Source organism: Proteus sp. HMSC14B05, assembly GCF_001808035.1.
Classification (GTDB): domain Bacteria; phylum Pseudomonadota; class Gammaproteobacteria; order Enterobacterales; family Enterobacteriaceae; genus Proteus; species Proteus mirabilis.
This window is the reverse complement of sequence record NZ_KV791979.1, coordinates 117,893-143,553: the sequence shown is the minus strand read 5'-3', so window position 1 is coordinate 143,553 and position 25,661 is coordinate 117,893. Positions and strand designations below refer to the sequence as shown.

Genomic DNA, 25,661 nt, shown 5'->3' with positions numbered 1-25,661 from the left:
TTATGATAACGGAAGTTAGAATTTTTGATTTAGCCTCTTTTACCACATTGTTTGATAGTGTTAACCCAACTCAAGTCACCATAGACGATAGCCACCAAGCGATTACATTTACGGTAGAAAATGGGGAAAGCCGCAGTGACCATGTGGTGATCAACCCTATCAGTATCAGTATCAGCTTATTGTTAACGGGCGATATTGCCAATGCTTATGCCACTATAAGACAGTTATATGACGAAAATACGTTAGTGGGTATTCAAACACGTGTTAGTACCTATCAACCAATGCTATTAGAAAGTCTTAGCCATGATGAAGATCCGTCAAAAGTAGACGCTATTGAGTTAAAACTCAAGTTTATTGAATGGAAAAGCATTGAGCCTGAATACAATAAAAAATCAGCTAAATCGACTAAAAAACCTAAGCAATCCTCAACGATTAATCGAGGAAATGTGAAAAGTAAAAAATCCATGCCAATAGGAAAAAAAGAGGGCTAGGAGGTAGAAAAAATGCAAGAAATACCATTACAAGCCATTCCTAATCAACGATTTTCTGTAGCAATAGCCGGTGTGAATTGGCAATTAAAGCTTAAAGTGGCTAATCAAACCATGTTTTGTGATATCGAGCGAGAAGGCGAAATACTTATTACAGGAATGCGCCTTGTTGCTAATACACCGATAATTCCTTATCGCTATTTAAATCAGGGAATTAATTTAATGTTTTTAACAGAGCATGATGCATTACCTTGGTATGAGGAATTTACCAAGACGCAATCATTAGTGTATTGGAGTGAGGAAGATGGATCTTCGACGAATAAGGCTCGGAATTGAAGTCGGAGAACGGCTTCAATGGTATGAGGGATTACGTATTTCAGCCAGTGGAACAAAGTATGCCAATCCATTACAAAATGAATGTAATGTCACTATCTCAGGGCTAAATGCACAAACAAGAGATTATCTGCTGACAGAAACCAGTCCCTATAATAACAATAAGCAAACGCGACGACTCTATTTGGAGGTCGGCCGAGTTAATACCGGATTACTCTCTTTATTTATTGGCGATATTGTCAGTGCTGAAATAGATTCACCTCCTGATGTGACGTTAACTTTATCGGCAAAAACCAGTCATCAAAGCGCGGGAAAAATTATTTCTTCCAGTGGCGGCACAATGCGCAGGCTGAGTGAAATAGCCTTGGCTATTGCTGATGATTGTGGGGTGAAACTAGATTTTCAAGCTACCGATAAGAATATTGCTAATTGGTATTATTGTGGCTCAGCATTGCATCAAATAGAACGTTTACAGGAAGCTGGGGACGTTAAAGCCTTTATTGATGATGATACGTTATTTGTAAAAGATGACGACAAAGCACTAAAAAGCCGTTTGCGTATTTTAAATATGAATTCAGGCATGATTGGCATTCCCAAAGCGACAGAAAGTGGGTTAACCGTAAGTTACTTAATTGATAGCACCTCTGAGCTTGGTGGAATGCTTCGCCTTGAGAGTAAATTAAACCCTTCATTAAATGGTGATTACATCATTGAGCAATTGGCGTTTAGTGTTGCCTCACATGAGGCTGATTTCAACTATACCGCAATTTGTAAACGAGCTTAATTATGAGTAAACCCAATAACGATATTGCGAGTGTTGGTTCACTGGCAGGGGCTTTCTCGTCCGCATTTCGCCATTTGATGATGAATACGGATGATATGTTGCCCGCAACAGTCATTGATTATGATGAAAAAAGCAATCGAGCCGTGATCAAACCACTGGTGATGATGTTAACCACGGATAAACAAACTATTTCACGAGCACCCGTTGCAAATATTCCCGTATTTCGCTTTGGTGGCGGAGGTTTTTTTATTAGAGCACCGATTAAAGCGGGAGATTTTGGTTGGTTAAAAGCTAATGATCGTGATATTAGCCTTATTTTTCAACGCGGTGGTCTAGAGGATAGACCTAATACCACCCGATTACATACCTTTAGTGATGCGATGTTTTTTCCTGACACCTTAAAAGGTTGGGTGATCGACGGAAAAAATATTGATGCTTTGGTTATTCAGTCAATGGATGGTTCTGTCTGCTTTTCTCTTCATAACGATAAAGTTGTACTAGAAACCCCCAAGTATGAAATCAATGCCCGAGAAACGATATTTACCGGCAATGTCACAGTGAATGGTAATTATGCGGTAAATGGAAATAGTGATTCTCAAGGGGGCGTGATGCGTCACAACGGGAAAGATATCGGTTCAACCCATCGCCATAGTGGCGTACAAGCAGGCAAAGATAACACAGGGAGTCCAATATGAGGACATTTGCTATAAACCAGCATAATGATCTGGTGATTGATGCTAAAGGTGATCTGCAAATTTGTGATAACGATGAAGCAGTAAAAAACCTTTGTCAGCATTTTATTAAAGCGGTTCGTGGAGAGATGTTGCATAAAAAAGATAAAGGTATTCCTTATTGGTCAGCAACATTTAGCCGTCAAGTTGATATTCCTTTATTTGAAATGGCCTTTCGACAACGTCTGGCTGAAATCGAGGAAGTTGTGGCTATCAGCCATTTTAATGCCTTTTTAGATAATGGCGTACTGAAATATCAGGCGGATATACGCACAATATATGGAGGATTTACATTACATGGCTGATTATCGATATATTAATAATAAAGGCGTTATTGTTCCTGATACGGCAGCGCTACGAAAGGAGGTAGAAGACGAATTTCGCACTGTCTTTGGGCAATCAATCAATTTATCGCCAGAAACGCCCCAAGGGGTTTTGGCAACAATGGAAATTGAAAATCGCGATGCCATTGTGCGTAATAATGCCGAACTTGCTAATCAAATTAATCCCGATATTGCTGGGGGTATTTTTCTTGATGCAATATGGGCGTTAATGGGAGGAGAGCGTATTAATGCCACACACTCCTATTTAAGTAATGTGGAATTTATGGGAGTGCCCGGCACCATTATCCCTAAAGGTTCACAAGCCCTAACGATAAATGGCGCAGTATTTGAAACATTAACCTCTCTTATTATCGCAGACACTGGAAAAATAACTGGGGATATGCGCGCTAAAGAGTACGGGCCTATCACTTGTGGTATTGGGCAATTAAATAAAGTGGCAAGTTCGGTATTAGGCTGGGAAAAAGTCAATAATACCACGCACGCTATTATTGGCCGTTATGCAGAATCTGATATTAAAGCCAGGCGTCGGCGTAAACAGACTCTCGCTAAAAATACCATCAGTGTTGCCCAAGCAATTACATCGTCCCTCTATGAATTAGCAGGGGTTAACTCTCTCTCTTTTCGAGAAAACTTCACTGATAAAACATTAACTATCGATGGTATTTCCTTATTGCCACATAGCATTTATGTCTGTGTTGAAGGGGGAGACAGCCATGAAATTGCCAATGTTTTATTAAGAACGAAAACAATAGGTGCGGCGTTTAATGGTGATATTGAAATAAATCTCTTAGAGCCAGCAAGTGGTCAAGAATATCCGGTTAAATTTTCACGACCAAAAGAAGTGACGATTTTTTGCAAAGTTACCGTTAAAAAATCCCCTTTTGATGCACAAACCATTATTCCTGATGCACTAGAAAAATGGAGTCATGGAGAGATAGAGGGGGATAATGGGCTGGTGGTAGGGCGAGATGTCTCTCCTTTTGAGATTTCCGCTGCCGTCAATGCTGTGGAGCCACATTTATTTGTCACAAAAGTGGAGTTATCAACAGATGGAAAAAATTGGCATGTAGCATTAATTCCCATTGCCATTAATCAAATTGCCCGCTTACCTAAAGGGGCGATACAAGTGGTGATGATATGAATATTCAACAGTTTGATTATCATTCCGATCTTCTACAAGCGATACTTTGGCAATATGAAAATGCCGATAAATTAAAATCACTGGCTCATTTTAAGGCAGATTATTTTCACCAATCCACCGTGTTATTTTGGCAAAATTGGTATCGCGATATATTTAATATTGATACCGCCAACGACTTTGGTTTAGCGGTTTGGGGGCGTATTTTAGATGTGCCTTTAGGCATTGATATTTCCCCAAGTGAGAAAACAAAAATAGGTTTTGGCTTTGGTAAAAAGAAAGCTAATTTTAACGCAAATTTTCGACGCAATACCGATTACACCTTATCACTGACGTTAGATCAAAAAAGAATGTTGATAAGAATGCGTTATTTCAATCTCACCCAAAGTCCGACGGTCACCAATATTAATCAATTTTTAAAACGTTTTTTCTGGCGGGGTGAAAGTAAAGTATTTGTACTTGATCCCTTTGATATGACGTATATGTATTACGTTTTTAATTTTAATCCCGATGAACGCTTACGTTTATTATTAGAAAACTTCGATTTAATGCCACGTCCTTCTGGCGTAGGCGTCAAATATCGCATCATAACTAAAAAAGCATTTGGTTATGGTTCATATCGTAAAAATTTCTTAAAGAGTAATTTCGGAGAATAAATCCTATGACTAAAATATTTAAAATCCCCTTTGCCACGCAAGGGGATAAAACAGTTGTGCCTGTAGAGATCCAAACAGATGGCTCAGTATCTTATACTCAAGGTTACGGTTATGATTATGAGCGTGACCAAGTCACTGATCCGGCGGCAAAAGATATTGAACGTGAAAAAATGAACAGCCTATTTCACGATATCACCGAGTCTATTGGTGAAATGCAATTACAAGGTTTTGCTAAATGGTCAGAAGCGGGCAAACCCTATGCTATTCGTAGTGTGGTTTATCATAACAATAAGGTATGGCAGTCTAAAATTGAGAATAATAATATTGAGCCTATTGCCGGTAATGCATGGGCTGAGCTAAAAGCTGATATCACCGCGAATGAAGTGGGTGCTTATAACAAAGCTGAGGCTGATAAGCGTTTTCAGCCGGTGGGTAAATATCAAGCGGAAGGTTATAGCTATGCAAAAGCGGAATCTGATACTAAATATCAACCCAAAGGCAATTATGCTCCTGCGGGAAATTATGCGAATAAAGGCGATAGTTATACCAAAGCGGAGTCTGATGGGAAATATCAACCTAAAGGCAATTATCAAGCATCGGGAGATTATGCCACCAATACCAATTTAAAAAATGAGCTTAATAAGAAATTTGATAAAGGTAATATTGCTCAAGCGACCGGAACCTCAACGGCTCATGTTATTAGCCAAAAAGCCGCTACTGATGCTTTTCAGCCAAAAGGGAATTATCAACCCAAAGGGAATTATGCATTAGTGGGTGCATCCTATACGAAAACGGAATCTGATAATAAATATCAACCTAAAGGCAATTATTTAGCGACAGGTTATAGTTATTCTAAATCAGAGTCAGATGGTAAATATCAGCCTAAGGGGAATTATGCAATAGTTGATGCATCCTATACTAAAACTGAATCTGATAATAAATATCAACTTAAAGGAAATTATGTACCTACAAGTCGAAAAATTAATGGAAAGCAACTAAATACAGATATTAAATTAACAGCAGAAGATATAGGAGCTTTAACTCAATCTCAAGCTGATGCTCGTTACTTAGCTAAAAATACTAATATTGAAGGAGGGATCGGCAGTTACATCTTAGGTAATACTAATTCTGCTAATGTTGGGGATATTATATCTGGAGGCTCTATTAATAGAGCCTCCATAACAAACTATTATGTATCTACATCTTCTACAGAAGATAGATTCCATACAATATTGCTCTCAGGGACAATAAGTGGTTCATGGAAAGCGTTAGCCAAAACGAGCGGAAATCGTGGATCTAGGCCTCCTGAATCAGGCGGAACTACTTTATTTGTAAGAGTAGCTTAAAATAAATTAAAAAGGATTTGATATGATAGAATATATTAGAAACATACAACAACATAGTATTATTCCATTAGATAAAGGTGTTGAATGTGAAGTTAAATTGACTAGTTTTGAACAAGTAATACCTTACTTTGCAACTCCTGATGATAATGAAAATATTGGAAGGGAAATTTATAAACTTTGTTTGTCAGGGGAATATGGTAATATAGCCCCCCCAACTAAACCGAATAAATATGAATTAATAGCTAGTCAAAAAGAAAAAAGAGATTATTTAATAAATGAAGCATCTTTTATAATTGATCCTTTAAAGGACGCAAGTGAAGGTGGATATATAAATAAAGAAGATATTGATAAACTAGAAAGGTGGAAAAAGTATCGTTATCAACTAACTAAAGTCAATGTTGAAGATGAAAATTTAGAATGGCCATCAAAGCCTGAGTAATAATTGTCATATAGATAGAAAGCCACCTATTACCTCTCTGGTGGCTTTAATTATTCAATTTAATACTATTTTATTGTAGTTTATATTGTTATTACTAATAATTGTATTATTATATTTTATCTAAAATTACTCTAATAAAATATACTATGAAAATTACCCTCGCTAGCAACTGACATTTATCCATACTTGTTAAGCTTGATACCTATGCTCAACAAAATCCTTCTCGTACTGATGAGATCGACGTATGGTTAACTAATCAGGCCGTTTATCTGCTAGAGGTGAAAAGTGAAATTATTGGTTATGGTGTTGCCCATCGCCATTTTTTTGGTCAGCAATTTATTGAATTAGTGATGATAGCTAAAGAGCATAGGGGAAAAGGTTATGGCAAAAAACTAATTACTTATTTTCAGCAAAAAATAGCGACAGAAAAATTGTTTACTTCAACCAATCAATCTAATGTACCCATGCAAAATTTATTTATTCAATTAGGCTTTGTTGAAAGTGGCTATATTGAAAACCTTGATGAAGGTGATGCTGAGCTTATTTTTTGTTTTATAAAAAATCATTGATAGTTTAGGCTAGAAACACGCTAATAGATTAGTGAAAGACTAATATATTGAGTGAAATACATTTCAGTTTTTAGAATAGTTCTTAATTTTTAAGAGCCTCTCAATAAAGTGATTAAATAAAAATATTCTATATCAACCATCTTATTTTAATTTAATCAACCAAAAATAGAAAATATAATGGCCATTGGGAAACTCAATGGCCATGTTATTGCGATAAGAAAAGCACTCAGCAGGCGCATAGCTAAGCTGGGATCTTTGGTTAAAAAGAAGGTGATAATAAAAGAGAGTACAGCCCCAATTAGGTAGCCTATTCCAATAGTTGCAATAACAGACATAGTCGATCTTCAGTAAAAAAATTGCAGTAATTGTACGCTAATTTTGTTAAAGAAACAGACTAAGAAGAAAAAATTTTCAACAAATGTCATTAGCAATTGGTGTTTTTTTAGCATTTATTTCATTATTGATCGCATATTTTACTTAAGTAACATCCAACAAGCTTATAACAACTTTTCTTGTTTTACCGTAGCCTTTGCTACTGTAAGTCTTTTTAATACCCTAACACTATTTTTTAAGCTTTATCCCTTTTAGGCTTTTATCTATTCTATTAACGATCCCAAAGGGGGTTATAGTAACAACATCCTTATTATATTGATTACTAAGTTACATATATCATTAACAACATTGTTTAGAGTATAACTTGCTCATGGATGGGTAACACTTAAAGGAGCTAAGTGTTAACTAGGACGTGATTAAAATCCTCTTGTTGCCTTTAAAGAGGATTTATTTTTTTGTTTTTTTAAAGAAGCTCGATCCCTGTAACCTTTTTCATACTATTCATAGGTTAAAAATCAGTATACTTTAGAGATGATATTTCTTATCAATTTATATAAGGTGGTTATCGCTATGGTTCCTTACCAACCCGTATTAACCTTTTGGTTTGAAGAATGTACCCCAAAACAGTGGTTTCAAAAGGATAGCGCTTTTGATAAAGAAATTAAGGATAGATTTGGTGAGCTATGTATTAGCGCAAGTCGTGCAGAGCTTGCCTCTTGGCGCGAGAGCATTGAAGGGCGGTTAGGGGAAATTATTATTCTAGACCAGTTTTCACGTAATATTTGGCGTGATACACCAAAGGCTTTCGCCCAAGATAATATGGCGTTAATTCTTGCTCAAGAAGCCATTCGATTACCCGAATATCTCACCCTGACACCGGTAAAACGCAAATTTCTGATCATGCCATTTATGCACTCAGAATCACAAAAAATCCATCAAGATGCCATTGCGTTGTTTTCACAATTAAATGATGACGACACGTATCAATATGAATTACGCCATAAAGAGATTATCGATAAATATGGTCGTTATCCTCATCGTAATGAAATTTTAGGGCGTACTTCCACAGCAGAAGAGTTAGCGTTTTTACAACAACCCGGCTCCTCATTCTAAAAAGAAAAAATGCATATCTAAAAAGATATGCATTTTGTTTTTCGTTTCTTGCCGATGACTATGCTTATGATGATAAATCAATAATGATAAAGCGTCATCGCACAGAAAACCAATATTACATGGTTATATGCCATAAGTTATAAAAGGCAATGCGACCGGATAATTCAGCAATTACGACCGCTGCGGCACAAGTTGCTAAGGTCACTTTTGAGGTTTGCGCTTTTAATGCGCTAAACCCGACAACCACAATACCTAATGCTAATACTGCTAATTGGAAACCCCAAAACAGTGATTGCTCAGCACTCAATTCTGGGCCATTAAAGCTTAGGAAACTGACATAACCGGAGCGTGCGGCAAAGGTAATTATGGCACCGATAATAAAGGACAATGCCCCTAAACGTCTTGCACCACTGACCATTGCAAGTACTCCACCGCCAATTAATAGCGTCATCCAAAACTGTAACGTGGTGTAATCTGTGTTCCAGTTAGCAATTGTTGGAATATGGTAAACTTGCGGAATTGACCAAACAAAAGCTAAACTAAAAATAACGGTAAATAGATTACAAATTTCACGTAATCCCCGCCATTTTTTCATAATAGTGAGTGCCACTGTTGCAAAAGCAAAACCAGTAAATACACCACTTAGAAAAGCTTCGTTACTCATTGGAGAACGGCCTACGCCTAATAACATATTGAAAAAGCGTAGTGGCTGACCTACGTGTAATCCACCAATACCTAAGCCCACAAGCATTAATATCAGAGCAAGAATATTGGCATTACGCAGTTGTTGTTCATCAATTTGACCTAACTTTTTACTGATATAAGCGATCAGAAACAGACCTGCTGCGCTAGAGCCTAAAACAGTAAAAAAGACAAGAGGAAGTTCATGCATGGTTTATACCTCCGCCGCATTTTGAACTGAGCCGGTTTTATCACCAGAAGGTTTTGCATCTTTATGTGCTTTTATCACGATATTTGGGTTAGTTAAGCTTGGATCTGGCATTGGTGCGATACCACACTCTGTACCATGTTTCGCTCTGATCACTTCAATATCATCAAAATCCAGTGCACGTTGTGGACAAGATTCAACACAGACCGGTTTCATACCTTGGGCGACACGCTCATAGCAACCATCACATTTTGACATCAATTTTTTCTTTTCATCAAACTGTGGTGCGCCATAAGGGCAACGTAATTCACAATAACGGCATCCAACACAAACATCTTGATTAACAACCACTAAACCGTCTTCTTCACGTTTATGCATCGCGCCAGTAGGGCACCTGCCACGCAAGTAGGGTTAGAGCAGTGGTTACAAGAAATTGATAAATAATAACTATAAATATTTTGTGTCCAGATACCGTCTTGTTTTGCCCAGCTACCACCGCCATATTCATAAACACGACGGAATTTAGGGCCTAAATCTAAATCTTTTTCGTCCTTGCAACTGACTTGACAGGTTTTACAGCCAGTGCATTTAGTGGAGTCAAAATAAAAACCATATTGCTTCATGAGTTAACTCCTTATGCACGTTTCACTTCAACAAGGTTAGTATGTTGTGGATTTCCTTTAGCAAACGGCGATGGGTGCCAGCTTGTTAATGTATTAATACATCCACCGGTATCTACACCTGTTGTATCAAGTGAACGCCATGCACCTTGTGGTACTGCAATCACACCAGGTAATACACGATCTGTCACTTTGACACGAATATGCAAGCGACCACGTTCGTTATAAATCTCAGCAATATCGCCAGATTTTAATCCACGCTGTGCCGCATCAACGGGGTTTAACCAAAATTGATGAGGAATAGCTTCACGTAACATTGCGACGTTAAAATAGGTAGAGTGGACGTGACCTTTATCGTGGAAGCCCGTCATTTGCAGTGGGAACTTCTCTTTTAAGGTAACGTTTTCAACACCTTCTTCATTTTTACAATATTCTGGAATTGCAGGAATACGATCACCTTCTGGTAAGATCCAACCTTCAGTATCTTGCATTAATTTCTCAGAATAGATTTCAATTTTACCTGATGCTGTTTTTAGTGGGTTGGCGATAGGATCTTGGCGAAATGCTTCTAATGCCACATAAGCGCTACGAGGAGGAAGTTTTCTATCCACAATCCCCATATCGTTAGTTTCAGCAAAAGAAGGAAGCGCGGGGTTATTTGCTTTTACTTGGTTATAGCAATACTCAATCCACTCTTGGTAGGTTCTACCTTCAGTAAATTTCTCTTTAACACCTAATTTTTCAGCGATATCTGCCAATACATCATAGTTAGGACGATTTTCCCATAACGGCTCAATAGCATTTTGTAAACGCACCATATAATGATACGCACCACTAGCATAAGAGTTATTGATAAGATCGTTAGTTTCCACAGTAGTGACATCAGGCAGTAAAATATCGGCATATTTTGCTGATGGTGTCATGTGGTTATCCCACACTAAAATAAATTCACATTTTGATTCATCTTGCAGTAATTCATGTGTTTTATTGAGATCAGCATGCTGGTTACCAATCACATTACTGGAGTAACACCACATAAATTTAATGCCCGTATCCAGCTTATCTTTATTTCTGACACCGGCATTTTTACTGGTTAATTCTTCACCACGAGCAACCGCTTCAGACCACATAAACGTTGGGATCTGGGTTTTTACTGGATTTGGTATGGCAAAACTTGCGACAGGGTATTCAATGCTACCGCCCCAACATCCGGTATTAGTACCAGGACGACCAATATGACCAGACATTAATGGCAACATCATAATTGCACGGCAAGCTTGTTCACCATTACTGGTACGCTGAATACCCCAGCCTTGGGAGATCCACGCAGCTCTGGCATTACCAATTTCACGTGCCAATTGAATAATACGCGCAACGGAAATTCCGGTTAATTGACTTGCCCACTCAGGGGTTTTAGCAATTCCATCAGGACCATTACCGAGAATATAGTCTTTGTAAGAGCCATTTTCAGGTGCTGAGGCTGGCAGAGTTTGTTTATCCCAACCGATGCAATATTCACGTAAAAATGCCTCATCAGTGATACCCTCTTGGATCATCACATAACCTAACGCAGCCACTAATGCAGCATCAGTACCCGGATAGATAGGGATCCACTCTGCACCTAATGTTGTGACACTATCAGTACGACGCGGGTCGATAATAATTACTTTACTTTTACTCTTATCTAACGCATTCAGTGTTTCATAGAACTGACCACCGCCAGACATACGAGTTTCAGCAAGATTATGACCAAACATCACAACCAAATCTGAGTTTTCGATTTCTGTTAACAGAGATTCCAGCATATCACCATACACATAAGGGACGATGCCGGTTAATTGTGAATAAGAGTAAGTACCGTAGTCACTTAAGAAGCCACCGACTGTACTTAATAGACGTTTACAGGCTGTTCTACCATGTAAATTCGCTCCGGTAGATCCAGTACCATATTGGTAATAAATAGCCTCATTACCATAGGTATCGATAGTATATTTTAGCTTATCAGCGATAATCGAAGTCGCTTCATCCCAAGAGATACGCTCGAATTTACCTTCACCACGTTTACCGACACGTTTCATGGGGTATTTTAAACGGTCTGGATTATAAGTTTTCCAACGAACGGAACGTCCACGTAAGCAAGGACGGATCTGATGAAGACCAAAGGTTGAGTCATCAAACATGGTTTCATTGGAAATACGGCGGATCACGCCATCTTTAACATGAACTTTTAATGGGCAACGACTACCACAGTTCACTAAGCATGCACTGTATTTGATGGTTTCAGACGTCTCATCAGGACGAATACCCTGGGGTGTTTGAGCATTAGCAGAGAAAGGTAATGATACCGTTCCAGCTACAGCAGCAGCGCCAGAAAGAACAGCTGCAGACTGAATGAAGCCACGCCGGCTCATTTCAGTGATAGAAACATTATTTTTAATTTTTGACATTGACATTACCCTAACATTTTTCACAACAAATAAAGTTGTATATCTATGTTAAGTTATTACACCTATACCTATAATGATTTATATCAATATAAAAAATGTTAATAAGGTTATCTAAAAAAATAATTATTAAACAATTGGTTACATTTTGCGGTTAATACCACTTTAGTGGTAAATAAAATATCAAATATATAGGTGGAAACAGTGATTCGATATATAAAAAATAACATATCGATTTTAAAAAAATAGGCTAAAACAAGATTGTTAATATGATAACAAAGTCGATAATTATAAATATTTGTTAATCTATTTAATAGAAAAAAGGGAGAATTAATCTCCCTTTTAAATAATGAACGCTAGGGCTATGGTGTGTCGATATTGGTAGGGAATTTTAATGCTCTAACATCGCTACCTGTTGGTGATTGGTGTATTCGTAAACCAAACTGAGGAAGAATAGCGAATATATGATCAAAAATATCGGACTGAATAGCTTCATACTCTACCCACACGGTTGTATTGGTAAAGGCATAAATTTCGATAGGTAACCCTTCAGAGGTTGGGGCAAGCTGTCTTACCATAATGGTCATCTGTTTATGGATCTTCGGATGATTTTTTAGATAAGCTTCCACGTAAGCGCGAAATGTACCGACATTCGTCATACCACGTTGATTAAGTGGCATTTGATGATCATGACAAAGGCTAGCGTTATAGCTGGAGATTTCACCTACTTTGCTTTTTATATAAGGTTCAAGAAGCTGTGCCTTTTCTAATTTATCAATATTCTCTTGATCTAAAAAGTAAATACTATTGATATCAAGAGATAAACTGCGCTTAATTCGACGCCCACCTGATTGTGTCATCGCTTGCCAGTTTTTAAACGAATCAGAAATTAAAGAATAAGTAGGAATGGTCGTAACGGTATTATCCCAATTACGTACTTTTACTGTGGTGAGGCTAATATCCACTACGGCACCATCAGCACCATATTTAGGCATTTCTAACCAATCACCCAAGCTAATCATATTATTGGCGGAGAGTTGAATACCGGCAACAAGTCCCATAATTGGATCTTTAAATACCAACATCAACACCGCAGTCATGGCACCTAAACCACTTAATAAAATAAGCGGTGATTTACCGATCAGTAATGAAACAATCATGATACCAATCAGCACGCTGGCGACTAATTTTAAACTTTGGAAAATACCTCTAAGGGGTAATCGGCCAAAAGAAGGGGAATTTCTCATGATCTGCAAACAGAGATCCATAATTGAGAAAATCATCAATAAACCGAAAAGTAAACACCATGCTTGAGCTGTGGTGGTTAATATCTCCTGTGTTTTACCGGGTCCCATCCATAATAAGGCTTGGATATTAATGACTACACCTTGGATAAGAAAGGCAAATCGACTGAATAACTTATTAATTTCAAAAGAGAGTTGCCACTTTTGATCGTATTTACTGATAGCTTTTGAAAGCTTAGGGAGCACAAGTTTGTGCAAAATAAAGTGGAGAACAAGAGCAACAACAAAAATGATCAATAAAACAAGTAACAGAGAAGTGATTTGAGCGTACTCTTCATTAAACTGACGTATCCATGTAAGCAGTTGCTGCTGCATAAACTATCCTCATCATAAAAGGTGATTTAATACTAGGGTACAAGAAGAGGGATTTTAGTTCAAACAAGTGAAATTTTTGTTACTAAAGATGCGCGAAGAGTAAGATAAGAAAAAATCAAAGAGATAGAAAATAAAAGCCAGATAGTGCCTCTTGCGATATAGAGTGCATTTTCTGGCTTTATGCGCTAGTTATTCTTTTTAATACAAAGAATTACAATAAACGAGTTGAAGATAATTTAACAACAACTTGGTGCAGATGAGTAATAAAAGAAGTCATTGATTTCATATTAAGTATCCTATTAATAAAATGTGATTCTCGTCACAAATATTTTCTGATACTGATTCTAATCACATTTTCATAACAGTCAATAGCTTTATACAAAAATATTTTAAATTTTAAATTATTTTTTATATTGAAAGCATTTTTTGTTGGTAACCATAGCTTAAGAACGTTTGAATTTATATCTATCTTATTGTTTTAAAATTATTTTTCTGCTTATAGCGCTTAGTTGACTTTTTCTATTGCGCCTTTCGCGATATTGTTTTTTTAAACTAACTATTGCAGTAGAGAAATGAGGAAGTAAAAGGAAGGGCATTTGACAAGTAGTCTCGGTTGGCTTTGTCGAATTGGGATAAATTAATACACCGCTACTGTTAGAGCCACATTAAGTGGCTCTAATATTCAACTACAGCTTATAAACTAAGACGCAATTAACGAGTCATCCGCTTGATTGCACTGGCTATTGATAGAATAGTTATAGAACTTAAAATAAGTTGTATACCAATCAATGCCATCACCAGTGTTATAGAAGTTTCAGGGCCAAAAGCTAGTAAGAAATAGGCTAAAACAAGATCTAAAAAGCCCACTAAAATATTAAACCAGCCATAAAAGCTATCTTTAATTTGCTTAAAGCCGAGTACTAAGCGGAGTATTCCTGCAAAGATAAATAAATAACCGATAATAAATGCAAGGCTTAACATGCCATTTAAAGGATCGGTAATAAAAATATAACCTAAAAATAGATAGATAAAACCAGCAAGTAAAGTAATTAACATCGACCAACCAGAAGAGATCCGGCTATTAAAGGCCGCCATTATGCTGGTTATTGCACAAGCAAAAAACACCACACCGAGGAAAACACTGACCACGACCCCTGAAGAAAAAGGGTTAATAATACAGATAATACCCGCAAGTAATCCCAGCATGGCAATGATACTCATTAAAGTACACTGCTTTTTAACGAGTTTCTCTGTTAGCTGAGATAAATTATTTTTATTAATGTCTAACATAACAACCTCTTAATTTGTAATCCTTATCGCAAATTATAGCAATTTTTAGCTATATAACAGGAATTCTTTAAAGAAAAAGGCCATTAAAGATTTGTATTAGAAAGTCAGTAGCATTTGAAATAGTAATGTGAAAGAGTAGTGTGGTGAAAAGTTATCAAGGTTAATACAATTTATCACGGAGGTAAAATGTCTGAGATTGTGTATTTAAATAACCAATTTGTACCTAAAGAACAAGCTAATATCTCTGTTTTTGATCGAGGTTTCTTATTTGCTGATGCCGTTTATGAAGTTACCGCCGTTATTAACGGACAATTAATTGATTTTGAAGGGCATTTTCAACGTTTACAGCGCTCGTGCAAAGCATTATCAATGCCTTTTTCATTAACCAAAGAGCAATTAAAAGAGATCCACGGGCAATTGATAGATAAGAACCATCTGCATGAAGGACTTATCTATTTACAAGTCACTCGTGGCGCCGATTCATCACGTTTTTTTGATTTCCCGTCTTCATCAGTCGCTCCTACATTGGTGCTATTTGTTCAACACTCAACGGTGGTAAATCATCCTAATGCAACCAAAGGAATTTCTGTCGTAAGTGTTGAGGATATTCGTTGGCAACGCTGTGATATTAAAACGGTGGCATTACTTGCTGCATGTTTAGCTAAACATCATGCGCATCAGCAAGGTGCTGATGATGCTATTTTTATCAAAGAGGGTTATATCACCGAAGGAAGTTCAAGCAATTTCTTTATTGTTAATCAGCAAGATGAAATTATCACTCGCCCATTAAGCCAAGATATTTTACCGGGGATCACGCGACAAGCGATTATTCAGTTAGCCAAAGAGCAAAAACTCACCATCATTGAGCGTTTATTTACACTCGAAGAAGCGAAACAAGCCAAAGAGGCTTTTATTAGTTCAGCGACTACCTTAATTTGGCCGGTGATCTCCATTGATAATGAAAAAATAAATCAAGGTAAGGTAGGGGCGTTATCACAACGCTTAAGAGAGATTTATCTTGAGAAAGCCGGTGTTAAACCATAGTAAATTTTTATCGCACTGATTTTGACTTTATCCAAAAAATCAGTGCGATAATACCATTGTCACTAATTGTGATGTTCAATGATCATGACAGCGGTAGTATCTGGCTCTAATGCACGTAGCACATGAGTAACGTCACCAGGGTAACAAATATAGTCACCGGGAGATAACTCTTGTTGATTATCTAAAGTACCGACAATGGCACGACCGCTAATTATAAGAATATGTTCTGTGACATTTTTACTATGAGGATCTGACACTCTATCTTTACCCGGTTGAGCAATAACCGTATAAATATCGCGCTTCGCGCCATTGGGGCAAGATGACAATAAAAAGGCATGGTAATAGGCCTTTTCTGCACTAATTTTAAACCCATCACCTTTGCGGATCACTTTAACTTCTGGTTTAGGTGAGGAAATCAGTTGTGAAAACGGAATATTGAGTGCGACGCAAATAGCCCATAAAGTTTCGATACTTGGATTACCTTGTCCCGCTTCTAATTGGGATAACGTTGACTTTGCGATCCCCGCTCGCCTTGCGATTTCTGCAAGTGAAAGACCTGCTTTTTTTCTTTCTCTAGCAATAGATTGAGAAATAATTTCAATGGGTGCCGAAGGTGATGACATCATAGTTTCCTTCAAAAATCAGCTTGCAAAAAAATACATCGTTCAACATAATGAACAAATCGTTCAATAAATAATACGTTTTTTATGCATATTAACAGTCGTCTAGATAATAACGTACTTAGAGATATTCTGCTTGTTTCATTAGCGGATGGGATCGTTGGAATATCTTATGGTGCTTTAGCACATACTCAAGGTTTCGATTTTTGGGTACCTCTTTCGTTATCGATTTTTGTTTTAGCAGGGGCTTCTGAATTTCTATTTATCGGAGTGGTTGCGATGGGGGGAAGCGCCATCTATGCGGCACTCGCTGGTTTAATGGTCAATGCAAGGCACATCCCTTTTAGTATGGCGGTGAAAGAGTTACCCGGAAAAGGGATTAAATCACTATTAGGCTTTCATGTATTAAATGATGAAAGTGTGGTTTTTGGGTTATCTCAATCGACTGCTGAGCAAAATAGATTAGCATTTTGGGCTTGTGGATTAGGCATTTTACTGATGTGGCCGTTAGGTACTATGTTAGGTGTTTATTTAGGCTCTTTTATTGTTGATATAAAAATGCTTGGTTTAGATGCGATGTTCCCAGCGATTATTTTGGCACTAAGTTTACCGGCATTGAAAAATAAATTAACACGAAAAGCCGCTATTATTGGTAGTGTGATTGCCTTAGCAACGACACTGTTTCTCCCTGCGGGAATACCGGTTTTATTATCCTTGTTAGGCGTTTTATTTGTGGTGAGAAAAATATGATCTCAACAACTTCACTTATCGCAGGTATCGCTATTTTAGCCGTAGGAACTTATGCCATGCGCATCTCCGGTATCTTATTAAATAATAAAACGGGGATGTCTGAGCGGGTCAAAGAAATGTTTTCACTTTCAGCAATTGTGATCTTATTTTCGGTTGCAATGACATCTACTTTTTTTGATGGTGACCAACTCGCTGATATTGCCAAGATTATTGGTGTGGGTGTTGCAGGCGTTTTAACCTGGAAAAAGAAACCTTTTATTTTGGTGGTATTAAGTGCTGCAATTATTACCGCGATGCTACGTTGGATAGCCACTTTGTGGGGATAAGCATAACTAATAGTTTTAACTAAAATTATAGGAGGCAAAGGCCTCCTATAATTATATTTACTCATTATCTAGTGGTTTAATTTTTAACGGTAAGGTAATAATAAAACCAATACCTTTATTGTGTAGCCCTTCAGTAATGGAAATAGTTGCTTGAATTTTTTCAGCGAGATTTTGTGCAATAGATAAGCCTAAACCACTGCCCGTCCCTTGTGATCCTGGAACACGATAAAAACGGGAAAATAGTGAGCTAATATACTCTGGTGCAATTCCTGGTCCATTATCACGCAGAATAATATTGAGATGATGGGTATCTTTATGTTCAATAGTCACTTCGACTTGACTATTATTGGGGCAATATTTGATTGCATTATCCAATAAGTTATTAAAAATAGACAGTAGTGCTTGTTTATCTGTTTCTATTTTAAGTGACATACCTTCATTTAAAGATAGCTCAATATTTTTTGTTAAGGCATAGGGCACGCGCTGAGCAATAGCATTACCAATAATATTATAAACATCAAAGGATTCTATTTTTATAGGGAAATCGTCACACTCTAGTCTTGCTAAATCAATAAGCTGGTGGGAAAGTGCGGCGGCTCTATCCAGAGATTGTTTCATATCTTCAATAATTTCTTCTCGCTCCTGCTTTTCATCGACTAAAGAGAGAATGTGCAATTGGGCAATCACTGCGGCAATCGGGGTTCTTAGCTCATGAGCCGCATCAGCCATAAATTGTTTTTCTCTAATATTAGCCGCATCTATTCTTGCCATTAATTGGTTAAGCTCTTTAAAGATAGGGTGGATCTCTTTAAATTGTTGTCCGACATTAATTGGCGTTAAATTACGAGGTTTTCGATTAGAAATCAGCTCTGTGGCTTGTCTTAAAGGGCGCAAACTAAAATAAGCAGTAATTAAGATAGCCAAGATCACCGTCGCTAAAATAAATAGGAAGGGCACAAAAGTACCGGAAATAGGGTTACCAATGACATGCCCTCTATCTTCGACGGATTCACCAATAAAAACTTTAATTTTATGTTGTTTTCCCCAACTATAAGATAAATACCATTTCTCCCCAGCCACAGAGATTTTTTCAGAGGCAAGCGACAGTACCCGTTTAGGCAGAGAAAGTTCCGGTCTATTGGTATAAATCAGATCATTGTCTTTATTTAAGACAATAAACCAAGGTAAATAGTGTAAATCATCATCCTCACCATTAAGCATGGTATCGATATACATGTTTTGTAAATGGTGAGCTATCTGTTTTACTGTCTCGGGTTGAGAGGAAACCGTTTCGAGTGTATTGGCAAATCCTTCAGCAATAATTTCTTGTTGCTTATTGTAGATAGTTTCAAAGTCAGCAAGATAATCAAATTCTATCCAAGCTAACCAAACGCCCCATAGCATCACGATAGATATCGTTTGTAGAAAGATAGTATAAATAAAGAAAGAGCGGATCTTCATTTAGTTCACTTCTTTTTTTAAGAGATAACCGATACCGCGAACCGTAATAATACGCTCTTTGCCTATTTTACGGCGTAAGTTGTGCATATGAACTTCAAGTGAGTTACTTTCAATTTTGTCATCTAAGCCAAATAAGCGTTGTTCTAAATCAGATTTACGTACTACATTATCTGTATTGCGCATCAGCTCATATAATAACTGGTACTCTTTACCTGATAATAACAATAGTTCACCATTTAAAGTGACTTGATGATTCGAGGGATTAAGCTGTAAATCACCAATAGACCAAATCTGTGAAGAGAAACCGGCCATACGGCGACTTACGGCTTTTACACGAGAAATTAATTCAGGCATAGCAAAAGGTTTTGGTAAGAAATCGTCAGCACCTGAATCTAATGTTTGTACTAAGTTATCTATTTGAGTACGAGCAGTCAAAATAATAATGGGTATTTTTTCACCACTTTTTCTTAGTGCGATAAGTTCATCTTGACCATCACCATCAGGAAGACCTAGATCAAGCAACATTAAATCAAAGGCTTTTTGGTTTAATTGAACACGTGCATCCGTAAGCAATCTTACCCAGCAGGGCTGAAAACCGGCAATTTCTAGACCACGACAGAACGCCTTTCCCAATTGCAGATCGTCTTCAACTAATAAAATATTCATAATAACACCTATAAAAATATGCTTTAAGAAAGTATAAAAGGCAAATAAAGTTTGAGCAATATAATAAAAGATAAAGCTAAGTGTGATTAATCAACTCTTAATATTAGATAATATATTATTAAATATGTATTTTTACTGAAAGTAAGGTGCTTAAGTAATAAAATAATCACTTTCTACATAAATCTTTTGTAGAGGTGATAAATAAATACTTGCTTTTATGATGATGATGACATTTATTGCTGAACTGTATTGTTTTAAATTTCAATATAACCAAAGAGTTAACTCATAGAAAGTAATGCATTAACGTAAATTGATAATATTAATTCTATTAATAATAGAAAATAAAGGCATTAATTATAAATGAGCAGATAATAAATATGTTGTATGAAAATGGATAATATCTAAAATATGATTTTATCATATTGAATATGAGATAAGAGGCGATCTTTTCTTACTATTAGATAAAAAACAATATAGTAAGATAAGTGTGTTGTATCAGAGTTAATTAATTTATTTACCCTATACATTTCAATATTCTAAATAAAATTTTGCAATTTAATTGGAATAAACACTGTTATTAAAAGGAATTAATATGCAATTAGATGTTCACTTTTAATATTAATTAAATCGTTCTGTGTCAGAAATGCTCCCCTCCTCAGGGAGCATTTCACCGATAAAATGTATTGGGTAAAAATTAACTCAAAATATGAGTAATAATGTTATACCCTTGGTGTAGTTCTGTTGAAAGATAAAGATTCACTTAAGTTATTCATGAATTCTATTGTTTTTATCAAATGATAATGATAATAGTTTACTTGACAAAAATACTTTCATTTATATACTAGCATCGGTCTAGTCTACAAGACTCGTAAGCGTTTACGTTAATCAACGCATATAACTTAATTTTTTTACCTTTATGGGTATTCGCCTGTTGTATTGGCGGTTATATGCCGTAGTACACGTTTTTATTGGGGTCTTTTCTATGTTTTTTCAAGATAAAAATAATATTTTGGGTATACCTAAATTGCCACCAAGAGCCATGATTTTTCTGGTTCCGTTTTTCCTATCTTTTGTGATGTGTGGCATTGTTTCTTTTATTAGTACAGCAAAAACAATGGGCTTAAATAGCCTTATGTTTGCACCTTGGTTCTCTTCATGGGGGGTATCTTGGATGATTGCGTTTCCAACCGTTTTATTCGTTTTACCCTTTGCAAGAAAGCTATCACTCTTATTAGTAAAACCACATTAATATTTCATATCCTATAATGCGTTATAACCTAATATGGCATCTAATACCGCTATTTTATTAGATGTTGTATTAGGATCAGCCATTGAAGTCTGTTTTTCTTAGTACTCTGTGAGATAGGTTATCGCGTTATGTCATTTAATGCGTTAGCCTTATTAAGTTATAGTGATGGTTCATTTAAAACCAGATAGAGGGCAAATAATTATTTTTAATCGTAACAATAAGATAAAAATGATTTTTGTCTCATTGCTTATATAGCAGGAGGCTTTGCATGAGTTTGTTATTTACGCCTAATAAATTAGGACCTCATCAATTAGACAACCGTATTATTGTTGCACCAATGTGCCAATATTCTGCGCAAGATGGAATACCCACATCTTGGCATACAATGCACTATGGGCAATTAGCATTATCAGGTGCCGCTTTAGTGATTATAGAAGCGACGGCGGTAGAGCCTCGAGGTAGAATTAGCTATAAAGATCTCGGATTATGGTCTGAGGAACATGGTCGCGCATTAAAACAGCTTATTAGCGATATAAAACAGCATACTAATGCTAAAATAGGTATACAGTTGGCTCATGCGGGGCGAAAAGCATCAACATCGTTGCCATGGGAAGGTGGAAAATCATTGGCTCCTGATGATGAGAATGGCTGGCAAAAAGTAGCACCTTCTAGTATTGCTTTTGGTCAATATCATCAGCCTCAAGCATTAACAATTGATGAGATTGAAAAGATAAAAAACGCATTTGTTGAAGCAGCTAAAAGAGCTGAGTCAGCAGGCATTGATGTTATTGAGATACATGGTGCTCATGGTTATTTACTGCATGAATTCTTATCACCATTATCAAACCATCGCACCGATCAGTATGGCGGTGATTTTAATAATCGTAGCCGCTTGTTAATTGATGTTTTTACTGCAGTTAAAAAAGCAGTCTCTGACAAAATGTGTGTGGGAGTAAGAATATCGGCGACTGATTGGGTTGAGGGAGGATGGGATCTGGAAAGTTCTATCGCATTAACTCAACATCTTGAAGATCTCGGTTGCCACTATATTCATGTTTCTTCCGGTGGCTTATCAGACAAACAAGCCATCAAGCTAGGACCTAATTATCAGGTTCCTTTTGCTCAAGCCATCTATAATGAAACGCAATTACCCGTGATTGCGGTTGGGTTAATTACAGAGCCAGAGCAAGCAGAAGCTATTTTACTGACTGAACAAGCTGATTTTATCGCATTAGGTAGAGGAATACTTTATGATCCTCGTTGGCCTTGGCATGCGGCTGAAAAGTTAAAGCAGACCATTAAAGTTGCTCCGCAATATTTACGTTGTGCACCTCATGGTAGTAAAGAATTTTTTAAATAGCATAGTTGATAGCTAGAAGATAATGTATTTTTAAAACCACAGAGTTGCTGGAAAAATAGTTAACAAGTTGCAACTTTGTGGTTTTTCTATGTCACATTATTATAGATATTCATAATAATGGTGAAGGAGTGTAAGGAATGGATAAGGTTCAAAATCCGTTATTGTTACAACCACGGATTGCTTAGTCATGATGTGTTTTGGAATGCGGACACATCATTAAAGAATACAGCATTCTTTGATGGCTCATTAATTTATAGCGAGTCATAGTATGAACACGAAACATTGGTCACGTGTCGAATATTTACACGAAACAGTAAAAAATAAGAATATTATTATTAAAGGTCAGCATAGCTATTACAGTGATTGTTGGGATAATGGCTTTGAAGCATCTGTAGTGCGTTACCTTTATGGCGATGAATTTAGCCTTCAGTGGGAACCTTTATGGGAAATCGATAAATTATATATCGGTGACTATGTTTGTATTGGTGCTGAAGCGGTTATTTTGATGGGGGGCAATCATACTCATCGTATGGATTGGTTTTCTCTTTATCCATTTTTAGACAATATTAAAGAAGCCTATATTGGTAAAGGTGATACTTATATTCACGATGGTGTATGGATAGGTATGCGGGCAATGATTATGCCTGGCGTTACTATTGGTGAAGGGGCTATTATCGCAGCAAATAGTGTAGTGACAAAAGATGTCGCTCCTTATAGTATCGTTGGTGGAATACCGGCTAAGCATGTTAAATACCGCTTTGAACCAAAAGTGATAGAACAACTTTTATCTTTAAATATTTATAGTTGGCCAGAGAAAAAGTTTGCCGCATTAAAACCTTATTTATGCCAAGCTTCAATTGATAAGCTGTTAACTGCTCATACGCAATATAACCAAGATATGAAATAGAACTAAAGCCTTTAATAATATTGTTATTAAAGGCTTTTTGTTGATTATCATTGTGTTATCTAATTACATATAAACGGCCTTTATATCGACAGATATTGATGGGGTGTTTACATAGCAAAAATTAATTATTATTGATATTTTTATGAGGAAACGATGATCTATCTGCATTCTGGTGGCGGTGACTCCGCTAAACAACAAAGAGTTAATCAAGCCGCAACAGATAAAGCGCAACAAATTGCCCAAGATCAGCAATCTTTACTCTATACCATCTCCTCAGAGAGTGATTTTCCGACGACGGTTGAAAATATCGGCGCTATTTTATTAATTGAGCCCAGTATTGAATTAGCTCTAGAGGTGTGTCGCCGTTATCAATCATCAACAGAGATAGTGATGGCTGAAAGTGCAATCACGGGGGCAAAGTTGACTGTATGCCAAATTGAATTTGAAGTGATAAAAATTTGTGTTATTTAACGGCTAAAGTTGTTGCAACGTCTTTCTTGTTATCCACATTAACTGTGGATAACTCTTGCTTTACATGTGAGTAATCAATTTACCCATTGATTTTATTTGATATTTTCATGTGATTGAAAAGTATCCACAAAGATTTATCTGATCAAATAAAATCGGACGATATTAATTAACCCACAGCATAATAAAATCTGTCGTTTTTAATTTGAAGAATAAAACGACAGATTAGCGGTTATAAAAGCGATGGTTTATCGAATAAAGGGGTTGGCTTACCATGCTCATCAACGGCAACAAAATTAAATTGGCCGTGGATCACTTCTTCTCGCCCTTCGGCATACATATCTTCGAGAAAAATAGAAACATTTACCGTTAGACTGGTACGCCCGACACGTATTACCTCACCAACTAATTCAATAATGGTGCCAGAGGGAATAGGGTGATTAAAATTAATTTTCTCTGTAGAAACTGTCACTAAACGTTTACGGCAAAAGCGCGTAGCGGTAATAAAAGAGACTTCATCCATCCATGCTAATGCCGTTCCGCCAAAGAGTGTGGAGTGATGATTGGTGGTGGTTGGAAAAATAACTTTAGAGACGCGGGTGATTGAGTGTTTAATTTTATCTTGCAACTCTAGAGATAAATCCGTTGTGGACATAATAAAACCTTATCTTTCTATACAGTAGGGATGTTCCTAAAGTATAAAATAGAGAAAAATGAAAGCAAAGGAGAGGAATAGATGATATTCCTCTTTAATTTTAAAAGGTTATTTCACCGGTTAAAAATAGTACAGCATCACCCGTAAGCAATAAGCGCTCTTGTTTGAGTTCACACTGTATATTGCCTCCCCTCGCGGAAACTTGTCTGGCATTTAATTTATCTTTGTTTAATTTTTTTGCCCAAATTGGTGCTAATACACAATGTGAAGTGCCAGTTACTGGATCTTCATTAACCCCTTTACGTGGTGCAAAAAAGCGTGAAATAAAATCAAAAGGCGCATAACCTTTCGCCGTCAATATTACACCGGGAAGTGGTAGTTGTGTTATAGCATTAAAGTCAGGTTGATAATCAATAACCTTGTTAGGATCAGCCACAAAGCAGGTATATCTGTCGTGAGATTGCCAAACTTCTTCAATATCTATGTTTAGTGCCGCTTCTAATGATGGTTTTATAGTTGGATTTAATGATGCAGGTACTTGAGGAAAATCGAGAGTAAAACTTGAAGAGTGACAAGATACCGTGAGCTCCCCAGACAGAGAATGGAATTTAAAGCTTGTCGCAGGTGCTTTGTTAATCGTTTTTAATACAAAAGCCGTGGCTAAAGTCGCATGTCCACATAGGGGAACTTCTACTTTAGGCGTAAACCAGCGAATATGATTGGCAACTAAAAAAGCCGTTTCAGGTAAACCAATCTCATTGGCTAATTTAAGTAGTGTGTCATCGGGTAGCCATTTATCTAACAAAATAACCGCAGCCGGATTTCCGGAAAAAGGTGTTGAAGTAAAAGCGTTAACATAATAAATGGGAAGCGTGTTCATAAAGTACCTTAATCGGAAAGAGGAAGAAGAAACAATTTAGCAGAGCAAAACAGTGATAAAAAGTGGCTGGAAGTAAAAATAAGAAGTAGGGGATTGAGTAGGAGATTTGTTTACAGAGGGGAAAGCCATATCATATTTG

Annotated in this window: 28 protein-coding genes and 1 pseudogene; 18 read left to right on the top strand and 11 right to left on the bottom strand. The window is 36.8% G+C overall.

Annotated elements, in window-relative coordinates; genetic code table 11:
* The first annotated feature begins 2 nt into the window (after positions 1 to 2).
* The 10 genes from HMPREF3129_RS04860 to HMPREF3129_RS04815 all read left to right on the top strand — a co-directional run bounded on the left by HMPREF3129_RS04860 (position 3) and on the right by HMPREF3129_RS04815 (position 6,828).
* Positions 3 to 491: a phage baseplate protein gene (locus HMPREF3129_RS04860; protein ID WP_070486847.1), complete on the top strand. Its 489-nt coding sequence runs from the start codon at positions 3 to 5 to the stop codon at positions 489 to 491.
* A gap of 12 nt (positions 492 to 503) precedes the next feature.
* Positions 504 to 824 carry a phage baseplate plug family protein gene (locus HMPREF3129_RS04855; protein ID WP_036918587.1) on the top strand — a complete coding sequence of 107 codons (321 nt, stop codon included), beginning with the start codon at positions 504 to 506 and terminating at the stop codon, positions 822 to 824.
* Positions 793 to 1,605: a baseplate hub protein gene (locus HMPREF3129_RS04850; RefSeq protein WP_004243622.1), complete on the top strand. Its 813-nt coding sequence runs from the start codon at positions 793 to 795 to the stop codon at positions 1,603 to 1,605. The genes HMPREF3129_RS04855 and HMPREF3129_RS04850 overlap by 32 nt, the downstream gene beginning before the upstream one ends.
* Before the next feature lie 2 nt (positions 1,606 to 1,607).
* Complete coding sequence (locus HMPREF3129_RS04845; RefSeq protein WP_036918584.1) at positions 1,608 to 2,300, top strand: Gp138 family membrane-puncturing spike protein; 693 nt, start codon at positions 1,608 to 1,610, stop codon at positions 2,298 to 2,300.
* A complete protein-coding gene (locus tag HMPREF3129_RS04840; protein ID WP_004243617.1) occupies positions 2,297 to 2,641 on the top strand; it encodes a contractile injection system sheath initiator in 345 nt (114 codons plus the stop codon). The genes HMPREF3129_RS04845 and HMPREF3129_RS04840 overlap by 4 nt, the downstream gene beginning before the upstream one ends.
* On the top strand, positions 2,634 to 3,821 hold the full coding sequence (locus HMPREF3129_RS04835) for a baseplate J/gp47 family protein (RefSeq protein WP_036918580.1): 1,188 nt from the start codon (positions 2,634 to 2,636) through the stop codon (positions 3,819 to 3,821). The genes HMPREF3129_RS04840 and HMPREF3129_RS04835 overlap by 8 nt, the downstream gene beginning before the upstream one ends.
* The gene (locus HMPREF3129_RS04830; RefSeq protein WP_017628011.1) at positions 3,818 to 4,474 is read left to right on the top strand and encodes a DUF2612 domain-containing protein; all 657 of its coding nucleotides are present in this window, start codon (positions 3,818 to 3,820) and stop codon (positions 4,472 to 4,474) included. The genes HMPREF3129_RS04835 and HMPREF3129_RS04830 overlap by 4 nt, the downstream gene beginning before the upstream one ends.
* 5 nt (positions 4,475 to 4,479) lie before the next feature.
* Entirely contained in the window at positions 4,480 to 5,820 is a 1,341-nt protein-coding gene (locus tag HMPREF3129_RS04825) for a hypothetical protein (RefSeq protein WP_036918579.1), read from the top strand.
* A 22-nt stretch (positions 5,821 to 5,842) separates the two neighbouring features.
* Positions 5,843 to 6,259 (top strand): tail fiber assembly protein, encoded by a 417-nt coding sequence (locus HMPREF3129_RS04820; protein WP_049218810.1) that lies wholly within the window; start codon positions 5,843 to 5,845, stop codon positions 6,257 to 6,259.
* Positions 6,260 to 6,441: 182 nt separating this feature from the next.
* The gene (locus tag HMPREF3129_RS04815) at positions 6,442 to 6,828 is read left to right on the top strand and encodes a GNAT family N-acetyltransferase (RefSeq protein ID WP_080749531.1); all 387 of its coding nucleotides are present in this window, start codon (positions 6,442 to 6,444) and stop codon (positions 6,826 to 6,828) included.
* A 155-nt stretch (positions 6,829 to 6,983) separates the two neighbouring features.
* Here the strand turns inward: HMPREF3129_RS04815 and HMPREF3129_RS04810 are convergent, their stop codons facing one another.
* On the bottom strand, positions 6,984 to 7,163 hold the full coding sequence (locus HMPREF3129_RS04810; protein ID WP_017628013.1) for a GhoT/OrtT family toxin: 180 nt from the start codon (positions 7,161 to 7,163) through the stop codon (positions 6,984 to 6,986).
* A 568-nt stretch (positions 7,164 to 7,731) separates the two neighbouring features.
* On the opposite strand from HMPREF3129_RS04810, the gene HMPREF3129_RS04805 reads away from it, so the two are divergent.
* Positions 7,732 to 8,274: a DUF924 family protein gene (locus tag HMPREF3129_RS04805; RefSeq protein WP_004250729.1), complete on the top strand. Its 543-nt coding sequence runs from the start codon at positions 7,732 to 7,734 to the stop codon at positions 8,272 to 8,274.
* 115 nt (positions 8,275 to 8,389) lie between these two features.
* Here HMPREF3129_RS04805 and HMPREF3129_RS04800 read toward each other — a convergent pair whose 3' ends face one another.
* From HMPREF3129_RS04800 to HMPREF3129_RS04780, 5 genes and pseudogenes are all read right to left on the bottom strand, one after another.
* On the bottom strand, positions 8,390 to 9,166 hold the full coding sequence (locus tag HMPREF3129_RS04800; protein WP_070486845.1) for a dimethyl sulfoxide reductase anchor subunit family protein: 777 nt from the start codon (positions 9,164 to 9,166) through the stop codon (positions 8,390 to 8,392).
* A gap of 3 nt (positions 9,167 to 9,169) precedes the next feature.
* Positions 9,170 to 9,786 (bottom strand): annotated as a pseudogene (locus tag HMPREF3129_RS04795) (DMSO/selenate family reductase complex B subunit).
* 11 nt (positions 9,787 to 9,797) lie between these two features.
* The gene (locus HMPREF3129_RS04790; RefSeq protein ID WP_012368081.1) at positions 9,798 to 12,236 is read right to left on the bottom strand and encodes a DMSO/selenate family reductase complex A subunit; all 2,439 of its coding nucleotides are present in this window, start codon (positions 12,234 to 12,236) and stop codon (positions 9,798 to 9,800) included.
* Between the two features lie 353 nt (positions 12,237 to 12,589).
* Positions 12,590 to 13,846, bottom strand: a complete 1,257-nt coding sequence (locus tag HMPREF3129_RS04785) for a mechanosensitive ion channel family protein (RefSeq protein ID WP_004243606.1) — start codon at positions 13,844 to 13,846, stop codon at positions 12,590 to 12,592.
* Between the two features lie 711 nt (positions 13,847 to 14,557).
* Entirely contained in the window at positions 14,558 to 15,136 is a 579-nt protein-coding gene (locus tag HMPREF3129_RS04780; protein WP_004243604.1) for an HdeD family acid-resistance protein, read from the bottom strand.
* 186 nt (positions 15,137 to 15,322) lie between these two features.
* On the opposite strand from HMPREF3129_RS04780, the gene HMPREF3129_RS04775 reads away from it, so the two are divergent.
* Positions 15,323 to 16,180, top strand: a complete 858-nt coding sequence (locus HMPREF3129_RS04775) for a D-amino-acid transaminase (RefSeq protein WP_036918573.1) — start codon at positions 15,323 to 15,325, stop codon at positions 16,178 to 16,180.
* 62 nt (positions 16,181 to 16,242) lie between these two features.
* Here HMPREF3129_RS04775 and HMPREF3129_RS04770 read toward each other — a convergent pair whose 3' ends face one another.
* Positions 16,243 to 16,803: a helix-turn-helix domain-containing protein gene (locus tag HMPREF3129_RS04770; RefSeq protein ID WP_004250737.1), complete on the bottom strand. Its 561-nt coding sequence runs from the start codon at positions 16,801 to 16,803 to the stop codon at positions 16,243 to 16,245.
* Between the two features lie 84 nt (positions 16,804 to 16,887).
* Here HMPREF3129_RS04770 and HMPREF3129_RS04765 point away from each other — a divergent pair, with 84 nt between their 5' ends.
* Entirely contained in the window at positions 16,888 to 17,550 is a 663-nt protein-coding gene (locus HMPREF3129_RS04765) for an AzlC family ABC transporter permease (protein ID WP_012368078.1), read from the top strand.
* Positions 17,547 to 17,876 carry an AzlD domain-containing protein gene (locus HMPREF3129_RS04760; RefSeq protein ID WP_004250741.1) on the top strand — a complete coding sequence of 110 codons (330 nt, stop codon included), beginning with the start codon at positions 17,547 to 17,549 and terminating at the stop codon, positions 17,874 to 17,876. Before HMPREF3129_RS04765 ends, HMPREF3129_RS04760 begins: the two co-directional genes overlap by 4 nt.
* Positions 17,877 to 17,933: 57 nt before the next feature.
* Here the strand turns inward: HMPREF3129_RS04760 and HMPREF3129_RS04755 are convergent, their stop codons facing one another.
* Together HMPREF3129_RS04755 and HMPREF3129_RS04750 are read right to left on the bottom strand one after the other, a co-directional pair.
* Positions 17,934 to 19,337, bottom strand: coding sequence for an ATP-binding protein (locus HMPREF3129_RS04755; RefSeq protein ID WP_070486843.1), 1,404 nt, complete (start codon positions 19,335 to 19,337; stop codon positions 17,934 to 17,936).
* Positions 19,338 to 20,003, bottom strand: a complete 666-nt coding sequence (locus tag HMPREF3129_RS04750) for a response regulator (RefSeq protein WP_070486841.1) — start codon at positions 20,001 to 20,003, stop codon at positions 19,338 to 19,340.
* 982 nt (positions 20,004 to 20,985) lie between these two features.
* Here HMPREF3129_RS04750 and HMPREF3129_RS04745 point away from each other — a divergent pair.
* From HMPREF3129_RS04745 to HMPREF3129_RS04730, 4 genes are all read left to right on the top strand, one after another.
* Positions 20,986 to 21,252, top strand: coding sequence for a DUF2798 domain-containing protein (locus HMPREF3129_RS04745; protein WP_012368076.1), 267 nt, complete (start codon positions 20,986 to 20,988; stop codon positions 21,250 to 21,252).
* A gap of 268 nt (positions 21,253 to 21,520) precedes the next feature.
* A complete protein-coding gene (locus tag HMPREF3129_RS04740) occupies positions 21,521 to 22,612 on the top strand; it encodes an NADH:flavin oxidoreductase/NADH oxidase (RefSeq protein ID WP_004243595.1) in 1,092 nt (363 codons plus the stop codon).
* 268 nt (positions 22,613 to 22,880) lie between these two features.
* Positions 22,881 to 23,519, top strand: coding sequence for a CatB-related O-acetyltransferase (locus HMPREF3129_RS04735; RefSeq protein WP_036918570.1), 639 nt, complete (start codon positions 22,881 to 22,883; stop codon positions 23,517 to 23,519).
* A 153-nt stretch (positions 23,520 to 23,672) separates the two neighbouring features.
* A complete protein-coding gene (locus tag HMPREF3129_RS04730; protein ID WP_004243593.1) occupies positions 23,673 to 23,990 on the top strand; it encodes a hypothetical protein in 318 nt (105 codons plus the stop codon).
* Between the two features lie 229 nt (positions 23,991 to 24,219).
* On the opposite strand, the gene HMPREF3129_RS04725 is transcribed toward HMPREF3129_RS04730, so the two are convergent.
* Together HMPREF3129_RS04725 and HMPREF3129_RS04720 are read right to left on the bottom strand one after the other, a co-directional pair.
* Positions 24,220 to 24,642: an acyl-CoA thioesterase gene (locus HMPREF3129_RS04725; RefSeq protein WP_004243592.1), complete on the bottom strand. Its 423-nt coding sequence runs from the start codon at positions 24,640 to 24,642 to the stop codon at positions 24,220 to 24,222.
* Positions 24,643 to 24,742: 100 nt separating this feature from the next.
* Positions 24,743 to 25,522 carry a PhzF family phenazine biosynthesis protein gene (locus HMPREF3129_RS04720; RefSeq protein WP_004250752.1) on the bottom strand — a complete coding sequence of 260 codons (780 nt, stop codon included), beginning with the start codon at positions 25,520 to 25,522 and terminating at the stop codon, positions 24,743 to 24,745.
* Positions 25,523 to 25,661 lie beyond the last annotated feature (139 nt).

Excerpts from the sequence above, each read along its gene's own strand:
- HMPREF3129_RS04860 (WP_070486847.1), top strand. The coding sequence starts at position 3 with ATGATAACGGAAGTTAGAATTTTTGATTTAGCCTCTTTTACCACATTG.
- HMPREF3129_RS04855 (WP_036918587.1), top strand. The coding sequence starts at position 504 with ATGCAAGAAATACCATTACAAGCCATTCCTAATCAACGATTTTCTGTA.
- HMPREF3129_RS04850 (WP_004243622.1), top strand. The coding sequence starts at position 793 with ATGGATCTTCGACGAATAAGGCTCGGAATTGAAGTCGGAGAACGGCTT.
- HMPREF3129_RS04845 (WP_036918584.1), top strand. The coding sequence starts at position 1,608 with ATGAGTAAACCCAATAACGATATTGCGAGTGTTGGTTCACTGGCAGGG.
- HMPREF3129_RS04840 (WP_004243617.1), top strand. The coding sequence starts at position 2,297 with ATGAGGACATTTGCTATAAACCAGCATAATGATCTGGTGATTGATGCT.
- HMPREF3129_RS04835 (WP_036918580.1), top strand. The coding sequence starts at position 2,634 with ATGGCTGATTATCGATATATTAATAATAAAGGCGTTATTGTTCCTGAT.
- HMPREF3129_RS04830 (WP_017628011.1), top strand. The coding sequence starts at position 3,818 with ATGAATATTCAACAGTTTGATTATCATTCCGATCTTCTACAAGCGATA.
- HMPREF3129_RS04825 (WP_036918579.1), top strand. The coding sequence starts at position 4,480 with ATGACTAAAATATTTAAAATCCCCTTTGCCACGCAAGGGGATAAAACA.
- HMPREF3129_RS04820 (WP_049218810.1), top strand. The coding sequence starts at position 5,843 with ATGATAGAATATATTAGAAACATACAACAACATAGTATTATTCCATTA.
- HMPREF3129_RS04810 (WP_017628013.1), bottom strand. The coding sequence starts at position 7,163 with ATGTCTGTTATTGCAACTATTGGAATAGGCTACCTAATTGGGGCTGTA.
- HMPREF3129_RS04805 (WP_004250729.1), top strand. The coding sequence starts at position 7,732 with ATGGTTCCTTACCAACCCGTATTAACCTTTTGGTTTGAAGAATGTACC.
- HMPREF3129_RS04800 (WP_070486845.1), bottom strand. The coding sequence starts at position 9,166 with ATGCATGAACTTCCTCTTGTCTTTTTTACTGTTTTAGGCTCTAGCGCA.
- HMPREF3129_RS04790 (WP_012368081.1), bottom strand. The coding sequence starts at position 12,236 with ATGTCAATGTCAAAAATTAAAAATAATGTTTCTATCACTGAAATGAGC.
- HMPREF3129_RS04785 (WP_004243606.1), bottom strand. The coding sequence starts at position 13,846 with ATGCAGCAGCAACTGCTTACATGGATACGTCAGTTTAATGAAGAGTAC.
- HMPREF3129_RS04780 (WP_004243604.1), bottom strand. The coding sequence starts at position 15,136 with ATGTTAGACATTAATAAAAATAATTTATCTCAGCTAACAGAGAAACTC.
- HMPREF3129_RS04775 (WP_036918573.1), top strand. The coding sequence starts at position 15,323 with ATGTCTGAGATTGTGTATTTAAATAACCAATTTGTACCTAAAGAACAA.
- HMPREF3129_RS04770 (WP_004250737.1), bottom strand. The coding sequence starts at position 16,803 with ATGTCATCACCTTCGGCACCCATTGAAATTATTTCTCAATCTATTGCT.
- HMPREF3129_RS04765 (WP_012368078.1), top strand. The coding sequence starts at position 16,888 with ATGCATATTAACAGTCGTCTAGATAATAACGTACTTAGAGATATTCTG.
- HMPREF3129_RS04760 (WP_004250741.1), top strand. The coding sequence starts at position 17,547 with ATGATCTCAACAACTTCACTTATCGCAGGTATCGCTATTTTAGCCGTA.
- HMPREF3129_RS04755 (WP_070486843.1), bottom strand. The coding sequence starts at position 19,337 with ATGAAGATCCGCTCTTTCTTTATTTATACTATCTTTCTACAAACGATA.
- HMPREF3129_RS04750 (WP_070486841.1), bottom strand. The coding sequence starts at position 20,003 with ATGAATATTTTATTAGTTGAAGACGATCTGCAATTGGGAAAGGCGTTC.
- HMPREF3129_RS04745 (WP_012368076.1), top strand. The coding sequence starts at position 20,986 with ATGTTTTTTCAAGATAAAAATAATATTTTGGGTATACCTAAATTGCCA.
- HMPREF3129_RS04740 (WP_004243595.1), top strand. The coding sequence starts at position 21,521 with ATGAGTTTGTTATTTACGCCTAATAAATTAGGACCTCATCAATTAGAC.
- HMPREF3129_RS04735 (WP_036918570.1), top strand. The coding sequence starts at position 22,881 with ATGAACACGAAACATTGGTCACGTGTCGAATATTTACACGAAACAGTA.
- HMPREF3129_RS04730 (WP_004243593.1), top strand. The coding sequence starts at position 23,673 with ATGATCTATCTGCATTCTGGTGGCGGTGACTCCGCTAAACAACAAAGA.
- HMPREF3129_RS04725 (WP_004243592.1), bottom strand. The coding sequence starts at position 24,642 with ATGTCCACAACGGATTTATCTCTAGAGTTGCAAGATAAAATTAAACAC.
- HMPREF3129_RS04720 (WP_004250752.1), bottom strand. The coding sequence starts at position 25,522 with ATGAACACGCTTCCCATTTATTATGTTAACGCTTTTACTTCAACACCT.